11 protein-coding genes are annotated in these 17,121 nt (G+C 45.8%); 9 read left to right on the top strand and 2 right to left on the bottom strand.

Annotated elements, in window-relative coordinates:
* Positions 1-19: 19 nt before the first annotated feature.
* On the bottom strand, positions 20-1,411 hold the full coding sequence (locus G633_RS0116205) for an MFS transporter (protein WP_026520555.1): 1,392 nt from the start codon (positions 1,409-1,411) through the stop codon (positions 20-22).
* Positions 1,412-1,587: 176 nt separating this feature from the next.
* On the opposite strand from G633_RS0116205, the gene G633_RS0116200 reads away from it, so the two are divergent.
* Positions 1,588-3,078 (top strand): hypothetical protein, encoded by a 1,491-nt coding sequence (locus tag G633_RS0116200; protein WP_026520554.1) that lies wholly within the window; start codon positions 1,588-1,590, stop codon positions 3,076-3,078.
* A 170-nt stretch (positions 3,079-3,248) separates the two neighbouring features.
* On the opposite strand, the gene G633_RS19595 is transcribed toward G633_RS0116200, so the two are convergent.
* Entirely contained in the window at positions 3,249-4,223 is a 975-nt protein-coding gene (locus G633_RS19595) for an AraC family transcriptional regulator (protein WP_022768615.1), read from the bottom strand.
* 273 nt (positions 4,224-4,496) lie between these two features.
* Here G633_RS19595 and G633_RS18845 point away from each other — a divergent pair, with 273 nt between their 5' ends.
* The 8 genes from G633_RS18845 to leuS all read left to right on the top strand — a co-directional run bounded on the left by G633_RS18845 (position 4,497) and on the right by leuS (position 16,374).
* Positions 4,497-5,963 (top strand): extracellular solute-binding protein, encoded by a 1,467-nt coding sequence (locus tag G633_RS18845; RefSeq protein ID WP_022768614.1) that lies wholly within the window; start codon positions 4,497-4,499, stop codon positions 5,961-5,963.
* Positions 5,964-6,065: 102 nt separating this feature from the next.
* Positions 6,066-6,980 (top strand): carbohydrate ABC transporter permease, encoded by a 915-nt coding sequence (locus G633_RS0116185; RefSeq protein WP_022768613.1) that lies wholly within the window; start codon positions 6,066-6,068, stop codon positions 6,978-6,980.
* Between the two features lies 1 nt (position 6,981).
* On the top strand, positions 6,982-7,848 hold the full coding sequence (locus G633_RS0116180) for a carbohydrate ABC transporter permease (protein WP_022768612.1): 867 nt from the start codon (positions 6,982-6,984) through the stop codon (positions 7,846-7,848).
* Between the two features lie 32 nt (positions 7,849-7,880).
* Complete coding sequence (locus G633_RS0116175; RefSeq protein ID WP_022768611.1) at positions 7,881-9,875, top strand: right-handed parallel beta-helix repeat-containing protein; 1,995 nt, start codon at positions 7,881-7,883, stop codon at positions 9,873-9,875.
* 178 nt (positions 9,876-10,053) lie between these two features.
* Complete coding sequence (locus G633_RS0116170; RefSeq protein ID WP_026520553.1) at positions 10,054-10,884, top strand: hypothetical protein; 831 nt, start codon at positions 10,054-10,056, stop codon at positions 10,882-10,884.
* Positions 10,885-10,908: 24 nt separating this feature from the next.
* The gene (locus G633_RS0116165) at positions 10,909-12,609 is read left to right on the top strand and encodes a MutS-related protein (protein WP_026520552.1); all 1,701 of its coding nucleotides are present in this window, start codon (positions 10,909-10,911) and stop codon (positions 12,607-12,609) included.
* A gap of 19 nt (positions 12,610-12,628) precedes the next feature.
* The gene (locus G633_RS0116160) at positions 12,629-13,897 is read left to right on the top strand and encodes an SLC13 family permease (RefSeq protein WP_026520551.1); all 1,269 of its coding nucleotides are present in this window, start codon (positions 12,629-12,631) and stop codon (positions 13,895-13,897) included.
* A 47-nt stretch (positions 13,898-13,944) separates the two neighbouring features.
* Positions 13,945-16,374: a leucine--tRNA ligase gene (gene leuS, locus G633_RS0116155; protein ID WP_026520550.1), complete on the top strand. Its 2,430-nt coding sequence runs from the start codon at positions 13,945-13,947 to the stop codon at positions 16,372-16,374.
* Positions 16,375-17,121: the final 747 nt, after the last annotated feature.

Raw genomic sequence — 17,121 nt, 5'->3', positions numbered from 1 at the left:
CAGTGACTCACCCAGTGACTCATTTATATGTGTCGGCGGTAATATTATCCAGATCGGCATCCTTAGTCTCTTTTACCTTAACAAGCAGAATAACAAGGCTAAGCACCATGAACGGCAGGCAGATGATCATGAAAAGAACATCCATAGGCAGGAAGTTCTGGCACACAATGAACAGTGCCTGGCCCAGGAACATTCCGGCTCCGATGAGGACTGAGATGGTACCCATAACTGAGGAGCGCATGCCTGATGGAGTTGACTCTGCGGGCATTGTCAGGATAAGTGTGTCGGACATTGACCAGAGACCTCCGATTGAGCAGCCGTAAGCAATTCCGGCAGCGATGGGACCAAAGCCGAGTCTGCAGGAGAGCACGAAGGCTAAAAGCCCGACAATGGTAAGTCCGCCGAGAATCAGACACACCTTTTTACGTCCGAGTTTATCGGAAAAGAATCCGCTCAGGATCGTCACAAGTCCGTTAAAGAACGGATAGATCACCAGCGCTGTAGCCACCATATCTGTGGACATGGCGCCTTCCAAAACAGTTGCATAATATGAAGTGTAGAAAGTGGTTGCAAAAAAGATAAAGCCTGCAATCAGGATCCACCTCAGCTGTCTGTTGGTAAAGATAAATCGGATTGCTTTGAAAACACCGCCTTCTTCCGATGTACCGTTTGCCTTGTCATCTTTTTTCTTTTGCTCACGCTCTTCATCAGTCAGTGAGAGATAACCGATTCGCTGCTCCACAAATACGGGAGTCTCACGCATAAAGAAATATGAAAGGAAGCCAATAACCAGCGCGGATATCACCGGTATGAGGTAGACCATGCGCCAGCTTGAAGGAACGGTTTCCTTAAGGAACATCCGCGAGAACACTCCAATCAGTGACACGCTCACAAGTGCAATTCCTTTTGCGATAAAGCTGTAGGTTGCACGCTTTTCTTTTGGCGCAGTTTCCATGATATAAAGCACCTGCATATCGTTTGGCGTAAAGAACATCATGAAGAGCATTCCCAGAATGTACCAGACCACGTTCTGTGCGGTCATGACGATACACATTCCAAGCCCCATGCCGATCGTGTTCAGCATGAGAAAGAGCTTTCGGCCGTACTTGTCAGACAGTGCTTTATAGAACGGTGTGATGATCAGAAGCAGATTTGAAAAGACCTGAATAGGAGCCACAACGTTAAACGCACTTGTGTACTCCGGTGAATTGACGTTTCTTGAAGTGATGTTAAAAAGATCGAATAACACATAGGGCTGCATTGCAGCATTCATGTTGGAGGTGATCTCATCAACGATATAGATTATCGTGAGAACCACCATCGCAAATCCGATGTAGTGGAGTGGCTTTTTTCTTGCCGCCTCCGCCTGTAGCTTTGATAGTTGTCTTAGTTCTTTTTCCTTATTTGCCATATATTTCCCCTTCCCCCTTTTGGTGGTCTGCCACCAACTATAATTATAATATTTTTTGAAATAAACAGGAACCAATATTATTTTTTAAGTTTCTTTTAGGTTCGGGTGCCATAATCTCTTTTAGCTTAAGAAATAACATGTTAATGACATGGATGAATAAACAAGGAGATTTCGACATGAAGAAAAGAGACATCAAAAGAATTCTATCAATAGGAATGGTTACTGTTATGTGTGCAGCAGTTACTGCTTGTGGCGAGGCAGGAGCAAGCGCAGCCGGCACAACAACTACAGTTTCAGAAGACACAGCAGCTCCGACAGGAGAAGCACCTGACGGACAAGCACCCGACGGACAAGCACCTGATGGCCAGGCACCAGACGGACAAGCTCCCGATGGACAAGCCCCTGATGGCCAGGCTCCGGGCAATCCTCCCGGAGGCGGATTTGGCGGCGGAAGCAGCAGTGCAGATATAGATTACACGGGAGCTGAGGAGATAACTTCAGCAGATACACAAAAAGATAAGACTTACGCAAGCACCACAGCAGATGAGAGTGCACTTCTCATCAGTACATCAGATGATGTGACAATCACCAATCCGACAGTCACCAAGACCGGCGACTCTGACGGCGGAGATAACTGCAACTTCTACGGACTTAATGCAGCAGTGCTTGTAAAAGACGGATCCACAACAACCATCACAGGTGGAAGTGTGACATCAGATGCTGACGGCGCCAACGGTGTCTTTTCCTATGGTGGAAACGGCGGCCAGAACGGAGCTACAGGTGATGGAACAAAGGTTATTATCTCAGATACAAAGATCACAACAACCGGCGACGGATCAGGTGGTATCATGACAACCGGCGGTGGAATCACAGAAGCTTACAACCTTACCGTTGAGACCAGCGGAAGATCATCAGCTGCCATCAGAACAGACAGAGGCGGCGGAACAGTTACCGTTGATGGCGGATCTTATACAACTAACGGACTTGGATCACCTGCAATCTACTCAACTGCAGACATCACAGTATCTAATGCGACGCTTACATCAAACCTTTCAGAAGGCGTATGCATTGAGGGTATCAACTCAATTACACTTAATGACTGCGACATGACTGCTAACAACACCGACACAAACGGTAATGCCACATTCTACGACACAATCATGATCTACCAGTCAATGTCAGGTGATGCCGACAGCGGAACTTCGACATTTACCATGAACGGCGGAAGTCTTACCAGCAAGAACGGCCATGTCTTCCACGTTACAAATACATCGGCAGTTATCAATTTGAGTGGTGTTAAGATCACCAACAAAGATGCAGATAACATCCTACTGTCAGTTTGCGCAGATGGTTGGACGGGTGACACAAACAAGGCAACTCTCAACGCAGATTCTCAGGATCTCGAAGGCACAATCCTTGTAGGAAGTGATTCAGAGCTTACACTCAACCTCACTAATGGTTCAACTTTCACAGGCTCCATCGGTGGAAACATTACCAATGCCAAGGGTGACACTGTATCAACAGAAGTTGGAACAGTAGCTGTATCAATCGACAAGAACAGCACATGGACACTTACAGCAGATACCTACATCACATCTTTTGATGGCGACATTTCTAGCGTAAATACAAATGGATATACTCTTTACGTCAATGGCGTAGCAATGTAAAAAGACAAGCCGGTTCCATGATATGGGGCCGGCTGTTTTTATGATCCCCTGACTCCGTCCCCAGGGTTCAAAAAATGATCCCCTGACTCCGTCCCCAGGGTTCAAAAAATGATCCCTTGACTCCGTCCCCACTGACTCAAAATGAGTCAAAGTGAAACGTCCCCGGTGACTCACACTACGCCGGCGAAATGAGCGTTGGCGCTTAATGGGTGGTGTTCTTCGTTCAGCATCCTGAACTGTGATGGCGGATAGCCGGTGCTTTTTTTGAAGGCTCTGGTAAATGCCGTACTGCTGGCAAAGCCCGCCTGGTAGGAGATGTCAGTGATGGACAGCTCCGGGTTTGATAAAAGCGTCTGGGCATAGTTTATGCGCATCTGCTGAAGATACTGATAAAATGTTGCTCCGGTATAGTCGCTGAAAATCCTCTCGAAATGGTATTTGCTGAAGCCTGCGTAGGCTGCGATGCTCTCAAGGGTAAGGTCTTCGGTGAAATGCTCCGAGATATAAGCGCATACGTTGCTAAGAGGAATGCTGTTTTTAAAAGTGCCTGACTCTGCAGATAAAGCCGATCCCTGGAAAAGAGAAAGGTTCTTGCCACAGTAGGAAATGAACTGCATCAGTATTGAGTAAATCTCAATCTCGTCGTAGGGTTCAAGCCTGGTAAAGGCAATTGATGTGTCGTCATCATCAATCTGATCCAGCTGCTTTTGCAGAGCAGAACCGAAATATAACTTCATAATTTCATCAATATATTTACAGAGCCTGTCATACACATCCGTAGGACAGGTCTTTTTCTTTATATGAAGAGCAGGAGACATAAGTCTGAATGCTTTCTCAATTTCTTTTAGCGTAATGATCCCTGAAAAGTCGGCCTGAATATAGACCCTTGCACCCGGAGTCGGGGAAAAGATCTCGTGGAGAACCGCAGGGCAGATCATGAGGATATCATCTATCTCGACGTCATAGGTCTGATTTCCGCAGACAACCCTGTAGGGAGCTTCCTTGGGAATGATGATCTCGATGTCCGTGTGCCAGTGCGGAGGAAAGTCGGAATGAAGACGGTTTATGAACATACGAAGATTGGTGCCAACCTTATGATTGACCTTTTCTTTGGCACTGAAACTTAAGTCGAGCTGACTCTTCATACAGATATCCTCCTATCACGATTCTCATAGGCTAAAAATTGCCATAATTCTAAACAGAATATAAATAAAAAGCCTAAATAGTTGCCTTTTTAATGGGTATTATAGCATACAAATTGCGAAATAAATAAAAAATTATGAGCATGTTGCACATTTCAGATAGCAATTTTTGCATGGTGCATAGCAATTATTTGTGAGCATTATTTCGTGAACTCCTTTAAAGTTAAGTCATCGGGGGCAGAAATTATCTGCTAAGAAAAAATAGGAGGGTATAGTATGAGAAATAAAATAATGGCAGTTTTATTTGCATCGGTATTGTCAGTAACAACACTGGCAGGCTGTGGAAGCCAGCCTACAGCTCCGGCAGGAGGCGCTTCTGACACAGGCGCAGCACAGACTGCACAGACAGACACAGCAAAGGCAGATGCTACAACAGCAGATGCACCGGCAGCATCAGCAGGAAAACAGACGGATGGCAAGAATCTTCCTGAGCTTACAACAGAGCCTATGACAATCACTCTTTGGGACATATCCACTGAGGATCCCAACAAGTCTATCTCAGAAGGCGCAGTTGCAAGATTCATGGCTGACTATCCTAACATCACAATCAACCAGGTTCATCAGCAGAACGACAACTACAAGCAGCAGCTGGTTGTAGCAATGAGTTCAGGACAGTGTCCTAACATCTACTGCCACTGGGGCGGCGGTCCTATGGCTGAGTACTACAAGTCAGGCTTTGCAAATGACATCACAGATATGTATGCAAAGTACGATCATCCTGAGTTCGTAGATGCTGCAGTTGCACAGTCAACTTACGATGGCAAGATGCTTGCGATTCCTTTCAGCGGACTTACAGGCTGTGACATTTTCTACAACAAGACAATATTTGCCCAGCTCGGTATCGAAGTTCCTACAACCATCGATGAGCTCGAGGCAGTTTGCGAAAAGCTTAAAGAAAACGGAATCATTCCTTTCTCACTTGCAAACGCATCAAAGTGGACAGGATCTATGTACTACATGTACCTCGTAGCACGTCACTCAGGAAATGCTGAGTTCGATGCAGCCTACACACAGGAAAACGGCGGTTCATTCACAAGCCCTGCATTCATCTATGCCGGCACAAAGATCCAGGATTGGGTTAAGAAGGGATACTTCCCTGACGGCGTTAACTCCCTTTCAGCAGATGATAACCAGGACAGAGCACTCCTCTATGACGGATCTGCAGCAATGATGCTTCACGGCTCATGGCAGGTTGGCGGAATCAAAGCTGATAACGAAGAGTGGTACAACGAGAATATCGGCGTTTTCCGTTTCCCGGAAGATACAGAAGCTAAGGCAGCAGGCGTTCCTCAGAACGTTGAGATCGGAACAGCCATCGGTATGGGACTTACATTTAACTGCTTCAAAGAAGACGGATCTGTTGATCAGGATATGCTTGATGCCTGCTACGTACTTGCAACTCAGTACTTCAATGATGATACCTACAACGCAGCACAGGTTGCAGCAGGAACAGTTCCTTCAATCAAGGGCTTCAACGAGAACATCGAAGATCCTAACAACAAGTACATCATCGATGAGTTCTTCAAAGCATCAAACGTTCAGCTTTGGTACGACCAGTATCTTCCTGCATCTGTAACAGAAGTTCACAAGAACTGCATGACAGAACTCTTTGGACTTGAGAAGACTCCTGAGGAGATCGGACAGGAACAGGATGCAGCAATGCAGAAAGCTTTGGCGGAATAACACACATCCTTAAATATTTTAAACGCTGCCCACGGGGGAGATACTTTCCTGTGGGCAGTTTCCCATGAAAAGATAATTTTGACATAAATCAGGAGGATATATATGGGGAAGGGGAGTAGTAATATAGGGCTCGCAAAGGCTAAAGCCAAGAGTACAGCCCAGGCAGCGACGGTATTTCTTTTACCTGCGCTGATACTTATAGCGGTTTTCATCGTATATCCCGTCATTGATACTTTCTTGATCAGCGGATTTAAGTGGAACGGTATTTCAGCGGACAGGATATATATTGGTCTTGATAACTGGAATTCTCTCATACACGATGAGATGTTCTGGAAGTCTTTTACCCATAATCTCATCGTAATGGTTTTCTCAATCCTGTTGCAGATTCCCATTGGCATGCTTCTGGCTACATTTCTTGATGCCGGAGGCAGGAAATTCAATATCTTTAAGATCATATGGTTTTTGCCGTATCTTATGAGCTCGGTTGCCATCGCATTCCTCTTTGTATATGCGCTTGCGACCAACGGCGGACTTGTTTCCTCCCTCGCAACCATCATTCAGGGTAAAAGAACTACCGTCGACCTTCTCGGTACTGCACCAAATGCTCTTTACACCGTAATAGGGGTTATGGCGTGGCAGTTCACACCCTTTTATATGGTTTACTTTATTGCCGGCTACGGAAACATCGATACGACTATCTATGAAGCTGCGATCATCGACGGAGCAACAAGGGGACAGTACATCCGTCACATCGCGATTCCTCTTCTTGGCCCTATCTTCAAGACTGCCTGCACAATGTCACTTATCGGGTCACTTAAGTACTTTGATATGATCTGGAACATGACCCAGGGCGGACCGGCAGGCACTACAGAGCTCATGGCGACTTACATGTATAAGCTTTCCTTCCAGCAGTTCAATATGGGCTACGGCTCAACGGTTGCTGCAGGAATGTTCATACTGATCACGGCCATAGCACTTCTCTTTAATAGGGTATTCAAGGTTACGGAGGATTATTGATATGAGGGAAAAGACAATTCAGGATGATTATCGTGCATCCAAAATAAAATCAAGAATTGCATGGACCATAGCGATCATTTTTGCGGTTGTTTGGCTCGTCCTTACGCTTACGCCTTTCTTCTTCATGATAATGAACTCTTTCCGTAAGCAGTTTGACATGCTTCAGCAGGGTGTTTTTCATCTTCCGGACCCCTGGTATTTCCAGAACTATGTTGAGGTTGTTACCCATGGATTCTTTGGATATTTCCTGCGAAGCGTTATAGTGGTTGCGATTTCACTGGTGCTTATGCTTGTGATATCTGCATTTGCAGCATATCCTCTTGCAAGAATGAAGTTTAAGCTAAATGTCTTTATATATGCAACAATTGTGGCCATGATGTCGGTGCCTATGCATGTGACTTTGATACCTATCTTCAAGCTCACAACAGCTGTGGGCCTCTATGACAAACTCTGGTCACTGATCGGGCCTTACGTTGCATTTGCACTTCCGATGTCTGTCTTTATCCTGACAGCATTTATGAAAACAATCCCAAAGGAGATCGAGGAATCTGCAGAAATTGATGGTTGCAATCGCTTCCAGAATTTCTTTAAAATGATATTACCACTGTCCAAATCGGGATTATCAACACTGGCAATTTATAACGGCGTTTCAATGTGGAATGAGTTTGCATTTGCTAACACATTTCTCCTATCGCCGGAAAATAAGACTCTCCCTCTGGCACTTGGACAGTTCAAGGGTGAGCACTCACTTAACATACCTATCAACATGGCAGTTCTGACACTCTCAGTCCTTCCCATGATCATTTTGTTTATCGTTTTCCAGGATAAGCTGGTCAAAGGAATGATGGCAGGAGCAGTTAAGGGCTGAGCAAAAACTAATCGAGAAGAAAGAGGTCTTTTATGGTAATTTATGTTGATGCTAATGCAAAGCATGACGGCAACGGAAGTAAGAGTCTGCCCTTTAAGAGAATAAATGAGGCAGCAGCTGTTGCTAAGGCGGGCGATGAAGTCCTGGTTGCACCCGGAACTTACAGAGAATATGTAAATCCCGTAAATGCAGGAAGAGAAGATGCGCGCATTGTTTATAGGAGTCAGGAACCACTGGGCGCTGTTATCACAGGCGCAGAGAAGGTCACGGGCTGGACAAATTATAAGGGAGACGTTTGGACGGCAAGAGTTAAGAACGGTATTTTTGGCGGATACAATCCATACACAACTCTTGTTTACGGCGACTGGTATTTCGCAACTCCCAACAAGCACACAGGCTGTGTGTGGATAAATGACCGCGCTCTCTACGAGGCACTCAGCATTGAGGAGTGCGTGGCAGCAGAGGTTTATGACTGCTCCTGGGATCCGGAGAACTCCAAATGGAAATGGTATGCCGAGCAGGACAAGGAGAAGGATGAAACCGTATTCTACGCAAACTTTGGCGGCGCAGATCCGAACAAGGAAAACGTTGAGATCACCGTAAGGCGCGAGTGCTTTATGCCTGAAAAAGAGGGCGTTGGATATATTACAGTAACAGGCTTTAATATCAACAAAGCAGCAACTACCTGGGCTCCGCCTGCAGCTTATCAGGACGGAATGATCAGTCCTCACTGGAGCAAGGGCTGGATCATCGAGGACTGTGAGATCTGGGGAAGCAAGTGCGCAGGAATCTGTGTCGGACGCTACTACGATCCCGAGAACAGCAATTTCTATACAACCAAGCACGTTAAGAGTCCTACCCAGATGGAGAGGGATTCGGTCTGCCGTGGTCAGTACTATGGTTGGTTAAAAGAGAAGATTGGCGGACATATAATTCGCAGAAACAATATCCATCACTGTGAGCAGGGCGGAATCATCGGCCGTATGGGCGGTGTTTTCAGCATCATCGAGGACAACCATATCCATCACATCAACAACATGATGGAGCTGGGCGGCGCTGAGATCGCAGGTATCAAGATGCATGCAGCCATTGACGTTGTGATGAGACGAAACCACATCCACCACTGCACCATGGGAATCTGGTGCGACTGGGAAGCACAGGGAACAAGGATCACTCAGAACCTCCTTCATGACAATGAGCGTCCTTCATTTGCCAAGCAGCTTCAGGGCGGAATGACCTGTCAGGATATCTTCGTTGAGGTCAGCCACGGACCGACACTTATTGATAACAACATTCTCCTGTCCGATGTTTCACTCCGCATCGCAACTCAGGGCGTAGCTATGGTGCATAACCTCTGCGCAGGCTCATTTACCATGGTGGGAGAGGGAACAACCTGGAGATACACACCATACCATATGCCTCACAGAACAGAGGTTATGGGCTTTATGACAATACTTCACGGAGACGACCGAATCTACAACAATATCTTCATTCAGAAATGGCCTTCTGAGGATCTGGTTCTTGAGAACGACTCTGACCCGAGCCAGAAGCAGATTGAGAACAGAAAGGTCGGAACCTACTGTTTTGACGAGTATCCTACCTATGATGAGTGGATAGAGCAGTTTGATATGGATGAAGAGCATCCGAACATGATGAAGCATGCTGAGCCCCACTTTGGACATCTTCCTGTCTGGATTGATGGAAACGCATACTTCGAGGGTGCAAAAGCCTGGAAGAATGAGAAGAACTCTTTTGCTGATGAATCAGGAAAAGTATTTGTCGACGTTGTGGAGAAGGATGGAGGTTACTTCCTGGATACAAATATCTATGAAGTGCTTAAGGGCTTCAAAGCTGACATGATCTCAACAGATACTCTGGGTGAAGCTTTTGAGCCTTCACAGAAGTTCGAGAATCCTGATGGAACACCGATCACCTTTGATGTGGATTATCTTGGTGAACACAGGGGAACAGAAGTAATTCCCGGACCATTTGCAACTGCAGACGGAGCTTCAGAGAAGCTATACTAAATTGAACATGCTTATGTTATATCCCGCCCGGTCATTTCGACCGGGCGTTTTTGAGCCCTAGGGACGGAGTCAGTGGCTCATTTTTGACCCCTAGGGACGGAGGTAAAGGCGCAGCATAAAGAAACTCCCCCAGTGACTCACACATGCTATAATAGTTCCCAGAGGAGAAAATTGTATTATGAAGATAAAATGTGATTACTGCGGAAATACATACGAGGATACTCTGCACCAGTGTCCTGACTGTGGAGCTCCCAACCCTTCCCACAAAAACGAGAAGGGCCCCAAGACCATTGAAGAACTGCAGCAGTGGTACAAGAACAGAAATCTCCCGGCCCCTGAAGTGACACGATTTTTCATCGGTGTCGATTACAAGGAGCCAAGAGCTTTCGGTATTTATAAAGATGACAACGGAGATTTTATTGTCTACAAGAACAAAGGTGATGGCTCAAGAGCCGTTCGCTATCAGGGCAAGGATGAAGAATATGCTGTAAATGAGCTCTACCAGCGCCTTAAGGATGAGATTGTTCATCAGAAGGCGAATAATAAAGGCGGAGGCGTAACGCGCTCCGGAGGCGGAGGTGGCTTCGGATCAGGAGGGAGATCCGGTTCCGGCGGCGGTTTATTTAATGGTATAAGAAGTCTCTTTTACATAGTAGTCGTCATCATAATGATAAGTGTCTTTGTCAGCAGTCTTCGCGAAAACAGGCACAGAGGCTATTACAGATACGACAATGATGTCTACTACTACATAAGTGATGACTGGTACGTCTATGATGATGGCTGGCGGGAAGTCAGCAGTACTGCTCCCGGCCCTGCAACAATATCGGAGAACTATGATGAATACTATGTTTCAGATACCTGGGATTCATCAATGGGCACAACTGACTGGGATGAATCATCCTACTACGACAGATATCATTCATCCAGCGATGACAATGACTCAGACTACGACTGGGGCAGCGATGACAGCTGGGATTCCGGCGGAACAGACTGGGATTCTGACTGGTAATTCTTTTTTTACGGAGGGACTGTCATGTCCGAGAAATACAGCCTTATTTTTCCTGACCAGAAACTTGAATATAAGAAACTGAGTGACCTCACTGTCCATGACATCGGCATGGACAGTGTTCTTATAAAGCTCTCTAAGGAAAAGAATGAGCAGACCTATATAACAAATGTCATGAAGCTCGTGACTGCCGATGCCCACAACGCACAGTACAGGAGCGATGTCTTTGACGACATTTACAGAAACAAGGCCATGCGGGAAGAACTCTTAGAGCTCTTGGACCGCGTCAATTTCCTGAAAGAATATGGAAGCTATAAGCATGACGGCGACCACGAACCCGGAGTCTGGGACCTGGTCCACAGGCTTGAGGAAATCCGCGACTATATAGACAGCATCGAGGCGATCCAGAAGTGCCTTGATGGCGCTGACCTTCATTCTGAGGGGCTTCTTGGGCTTAAGAAGTATGTAAACGACCTCTATGAGGACAACGGCTTCGAGGGCCTGAAAAAAGACATTGCAGAGCTCAAGGCAGATACCAACAATCTTAAGAGTGTGACCGTCGGCATCAACCTAAATGAGCGCTTTGAAGCCTGCGGAATAGGCCTTATTTCCGTCAATAGCAGGCCATTCTCCAAGTCCACCATGGTCAAGCACTTTGTAGACAAGGTTTCGGCAAAAGACAATGTTCAGGCCTCCACTGACTGGGACGATAATTACAGATTTGATGAGATTCAGGCCAAGGCCCCACTGGGTACAGGTGCAGACTTTATTCCTCCTGTATTCAGCCCGCTTGCCATGATGAGCATGATGAAGGTGTCGGAAGCGGATGATACTACAAAGTCCGTCACCAACTACATGGATAAGATAACAGACAGGATGCTGAGCCAGACGGTCAAGCATCTTAGAACCGTTCTCAATAAATACACTATGGTCACCGTGACCGATATAACCGACCTGATGCCGGAGTTTATCTATTACATCAGGTGGGCTGAATATGTTGAAAGCATGACCGGGAAGGGAGCTGTCTTTTGCAAACCATGTGTCCATGAAGCCGGCAGCAGCGAAAAGTCCATGGATGCACAGGGTATCTACAACATCAAACTCCTGACTGAGCATGCCGGCGAAACAGCTGCAGACATAGTTAAGAACAACCTTGATTTTACTGATGAGCACACGCTTTATATCCTGACCGGCGCCAACATGGGCGGTAAGACTACGATAACCCAGACCGTGGGACAGCTCTTTTTCATGGCACAGGGCGGAATCTATGTGCCCGGAACCAAATTTGAATATGTGCCTGTAGATGCAATTTACACGCACTTCCCGGCGGATGAGGACAAGACCATGGACCTGGGGCGCCTTGGCGAGGAGTGCAAGCGCTTTAAGGAGCTATACGAACCGGCTACGGGAAAGAGTCTTTTGCTGCTAAATGAAACTTTCTCAACCACTTCGTTTGAAGAGGGGTACTTCATTGCCAGAGACTGCTCCAAGGCAATCCTTAAAAAGGGCATCAGGACCATTTACAACACTCACATGCATAAGCTCGCCATCGAGATTGATGAGATCAATGACGACGCAGTTACTGCCAAGGCAGCATCCCTTGTGGTAAAAGCTGATGAGGGGCGACGCCTTTATGAGGTAGAGGTCGGTCCGCCAAAGGGTCTTTCTTATGCAAAAGACATTGCGGAAAAATACGGAGTGACTTATGATATGTTATGTGAAAATTGAGAAAGAGAGGAAGCTTTAATTGAAAACACTTGCAATAATTCTGTTTGTGGCAATGTATGTAGGGCTGATCACATTCCCCAAAAGGCGTGCGATCATAGCGCTAGCCGTTGCTGCAATATATATAGTTACGGGGATACTTCCGTACAACACGGTATTTTCTGTTGTTGACTGGAACGTCCTACTGATGATTTTCGGTACGCTGCTACTTGTTGATTATTTCATCGATTCCAAGATGCCGAACCTGATCGCGGATCACCTATTGGATCTGGCACCCAACGTTATGTGGGTTACGATCTTCATGTCACTGTTCTCAGGTATCATTTCAGCATTTATCGACAACGTGGCTACACTCCTTATGGTTGCGCCCGTTGGACTTGCGGTTTGTAAAAAGCTTAAGATCAATCCGGTTCCTATGATCATTTCAATCGCAGTATCATCCAACCTTCAGGGAGCTGCAACACTGGTCGGTGATACTACATCAATCATGCTCGGCGCTTATGCCAAGATGGACTTCAACGATTTCTTCTGGATGAACGGAAGACCGGGTATCTTCTTTGCAGTTGAGCTTGGAGCTCTTTTAACCGTTCCGATCATGATGATCCTCTTTAGAAAAGACAAAGAGCCTGTATCTGCAGAAGAGAAGACAAAGGTTACAGATTATGTTCCTACCATCATGATGGTGGCACACGTAGTTCTCCTCATGGCTGCTTCATTCATTCCTGAGAAGCCTGAGATCACAAACGGTCTTATCTGTCTTGGATGTTCAATCGTAGGTATGGTTTGGGAGTACTTTAAGGATCACGATGCTGATCGAATCGTGAGAGTTGTCAAGAATCTTGATTATGACACTGTGCTTCTTCTTACAGGTCTTTTCATGGTAATCGGTGGAGTTACAAACGTTGGACTTGTTGACGATCTTGCAAACTTTATCGTTAAGGCAGGCGGAAACAATCTGTTCCTGCTGTTCACAATAGTAGTTTGGGGATCAGTTCTTATCTCTGCATTTATTGATAACATTCCTTACGTTGCTACCATGCTTCCTGTTCTTCAGGGAGTTACTGCATCCCTCGGAATTGCACCTTATCTTCTGTATTTCGGACTGCTATGCGGAGCAACACTTGGCGGAAACATCACTCCTGTAGGCGCAAGCTGCAACATCGCAGGCGTTGGAATGCTAAGAAAAGAGGGACACGAGGTTTCCTTCTGGGATTTTGCAAGGATCGGAATTCCATTTACTCTGGCAGCAGTAATCGGAGCGTATGTTTTCCTTTGGGTTTTGTGGAGATAATGGTATAATCGATTTTAATATTTTGAATATAAAGAGGAGCTTTAGTTATGGCAGAAGTATATAACCATCACGCAATCGAAAAGAAGTGGCAGAAATATTGGGAGGAGCATCAGACCTTTAAGACAGATGTCTGGGATTTTTCAAAGCCCAAGTATTATGCACTTGATATGTTTCCATATCCTTCAGGAGTAGGTCTTCACGCAGGTCATCCGGAAGGATACACAGCTACAGATATCATGTCACGTATGAAGCGCATGCAAGGATATAACGTTCTTCATCCCATGGGATACGACTCCTTCGGACTTCCTGCTGAGCAGTATGCTGTAACAACAGGTAATCATCCTGCAGGATTTACAGAGAAGAATATTCAGACCTTCAGTAAGCAGCTCAAAGAGCTCGGCTTTGACTACGACTGGTCCAAGATGATCGCAACCAGTGATCCCAAGTTCTACAAGTGGACACAGTGGATCTTCAAAAAGCTCTACGAAGCAGGCTATGCTAAGCACATCGACATGCCTGTTAACTGGTGTGAGGAGCTTGGTACAGTTCTTTCAAACGATGAGGTTATTGACGGTAAGTCAGAGCGTGGCGGATACCCTGTTGTAAAGAAGATGATGAAGCAGTGGGTAATCGACCAGCAGGCATTTGCTGAGGAGCTTCTTGATGGCCTCAATGAGATCGACTGGCCTGAGTCAACAAAAGAGATCCAGAGAAACTGGATCGGTAAGTCAACCGGTGTAGAGGTTGATTTCAAGATTGTTGGCGGCGGAGAGTTCTCAATCTTCACCACATGTATCGAGACAATTTACGGTATCACATTCATGGTTCTTGCTCCCGACGGAGAGATTGTTAAGGGACTTATGGACCGCGTTGAGAATCCTGAAGAAGTTCAGGCATACATTGACGAGACACTCAAGAAGAACGACCTTGATCGTACAGATCTTAACAAGACCAAGTCAGGATGTCCTCTTAAGGGACTCTATGCTATCAACCCTGTAAACGGCAAGGAAGTTCCACTCTTTATCGGTGATTTCGTTCTTGCAAGCTACGGTACAGGTGCTGTTATGGCTGTACCTGCTCACGATCAGAGAGACTTCGAGTATGCAGAAGTTCATAAGCTTCCGCTTATCCAGGTAATCAACAATGCAGAGGGAACAGTTGATATCTCCGCACATGCATTTGAGAAGCAGGATTACCTCGGCAAGGGATGCATCCTTATGAACTCTGAGGAGTTTGACGGCCTTACAGTAGAAGAGGCCAAGAAGGCTATTACAGCTAAACTCGTAGATATGGGAGTTGCTAGGGAAAAGGTCAACTACCACTTCCGTGAGTGGATCTTCGCAAGACAGCGTTACTGGGGCGAGCCTGTTCCATGTGTATACAAAGAGGACGGAAGCATCGTATTCCTCGATGATTCAGAGCTTCCTGTCATCCTTCCTGAGCTTGAAGATTACAAGGGTAAGAACGGTAAGGCTCCTCTTGAGAATGCAACAGAGTGGAAGGCCTATGACAAGAACGGACTTAAGGGCACAAGAGAGACATCAACAATGCCCGGTAGTGCAGGTTCTTCATGGTACTTCTTAAGATATATCGATCCGGATAATGATAAAGAGTTTGCTAATCAGGAGCTCCTTAAGCACTGGATGCCTGTTGACCTTTACATCGGAGGACCCGAGCATGCTGTAGGACACCTTATGTACTCACGTATCTGGAACAGATTCCTTTATCATAAGGGCCTTTCTCCTGTAAAAGAGCCTTTCAAGAAGCTCGTACATCAGGGAATGATCCTTGGCGAAAACGGAATCAAGATGGGTAAGAGATTCCCTGAGTTCGTTGTTAATCCAAGTGATATTGTTGAAGAGTACGGCGCTGACACACTTCGTCTCTACGAGATGTTCATGGGACCTCTTGAGGTTTCAAAGCCCTGGAACTCAGCAGCAGTTACCGGCGCAAGAAAGTTCATAGGCCGTGTATATACATTCTTTACAGAGCCTTCTAATATTACTGAGCAGTCAGGCGGAAACCTCGAGAAGGTATATCACCAGACTGTTAAGAAGGTTTCAGGTGATTTTGAGGAACTTGGCTTCAACACAGCCATCGCCCAGATGATGATCTTCGTAAACGCAGTTTACAAGGAAGGCAAGTGCCCAAGAGAGTATGCTGAGAACTTCATCAAGATGTTCTCCTGCATCTGCCCTCACGTAGGTGAGGAAATCTGGCAGCTCCTTGGCCACGATAACACCATCGCATTTGAGCCATGGCCAACCTATGATGAGTCCAAGTGCGTTGAAGATACTGTTGAGATCGCAGTTCAGATCAACGGTAAGGTTAAAGAGAAGCTCTCCATCGGCAAGGAAGATCCTAAGGACGAAGTTATCGCCAAGGGTAAAGAGCTTATTGCTGATAAGCTTGAGGGCAAGACTATTGTAAAAGAGATTTATGTACCGGGCAGGATTGTTAACATTGTTGTTAAATGAGCCATGCAAATAAGTGAAAGAAGTGCGACTTGAGTTTACTCAAAAGTCGCACTTTTTTTGCTTATTTATACGGCGAATGCCGTCAAGCGACACTAGAAGTGCAGAAATCTGCGATTTCGTTGCACTTCTGCGCACAGAGTGGGAATCGCAGGGCGATTTCGAGCGGGCATGGCGGGGTAGAGGGATTCGCCATGCGATTTCGAGCGAGCATGGTCTCTATTGACTTATCGTGTAGACCAAAGTCATGCTCTTGTGCAAATATTTGATTTGGCATGACTTTGGAACCATGGAAAGTCATGCTCTTCTAAAAAATCTTGATATAGCATGACTATGTTATCATGCGCAACAAGAAAAAATGCTATTGGCATGACTTTCACTACAAATATATTCATGCCGAATAGGCGAATTGGTGCATCCGCATGACAAGCCCTAAAGTGCATGTCATGCCAGTTGATATTTTCCTCTATTGGCATGACTTTTGCTAACGCTTTTGAGTAAATTCATAAACAGTGCTGCGCTATTCAATATACAAGCTTGATCAAGTGCTTTATATGAGCGATATTACGTAAAATTCTTAAGATATACCCTCTTAAAATTAATAATTCTTCATAAATTCTTAAAGACTAATCAGTCTAAATTATGCTAATATCATCATCAGTCTGATACGGATTGTGAAGTATAATCTGAATGTTGATCAGTTATATACCGGTAGTGGCGTTCTGCCATCATCACATCAAATCTCACTGT

Source organism: Butyrivibrio sp. FCS006 (assembly GCF_000424525.1).
In the GTDB taxonomy this organism is placed as follows: Bacteria; Bacillota; Clostridia; order Lachnospirales; family Lachnospiraceae; genus Butyrivibrio.
This window is presented reverse-complemented; position numbering and strand designations above follow the sequence as displayed.

Bases quoted from the DNA above. Each gene is read 5' to 3' on its own strand.
- G633_RS0116205 (WP_026520555.1), bottom strand. From the start codon at position 1,411: ATGGCAAATAAGGAAAAAGAACTAAGACAACTATCAAAGCTACAGGCG.
- G633_RS0116200 (WP_026520554.1), top strand. From the start codon at position 1,588: ATGAAGAAAAGAGACATCAAAAGAATTCTATCAATAGGAATGGTTACT.
- G633_RS19595 (WP_022768615.1), bottom strand. From the start codon at position 4,223: ATGAAGAGTCAGCTCGACTTAAGTTTCAGTGCCAAAGAAAAGGTCAAT.
- G633_RS18845 (WP_022768614.1), top strand. From the start codon at position 4,497: ATGAGAAATAAAATAATGGCAGTTTTATTTGCATCGGTATTGTCAGTA.
- G633_RS0116185 (WP_022768613.1), top strand. From the start codon at position 6,066: ATGGGGAAGGGGAGTAGTAATATAGGGCTCGCAAAGGCTAAAGCCAAG.
- G633_RS0116180 (WP_022768612.1), top strand. From the start codon at position 6,982: ATGAGGGAAAAGACAATTCAGGATGATTATCGTGCATCCAAAATAAAA.
- G633_RS0116175 (WP_022768611.1), top strand. From the start codon at position 7,881: ATGGTAATTTATGTTGATGCTAATGCAAAGCATGACGGCAACGGAAGT.
- G633_RS0116170 (WP_026520553.1), top strand. From the start codon at position 10,054: ATGAAGATAAAATGTGATTACTGCGGAAATACATACGAGGATACTCTG.
- G633_RS0116165 (WP_026520552.1), top strand. From the start codon at position 10,909: ATGTCCGAGAAATACAGCCTTATTTTTCCTGACCAGAAACTTGAATAT.
- leuS (WP_026520550.1), top strand. From the start codon at position 13,945: ATGGCAGAAGTATATAACCATCACGCAATCGAAAAGAAGTGGCAGAAA.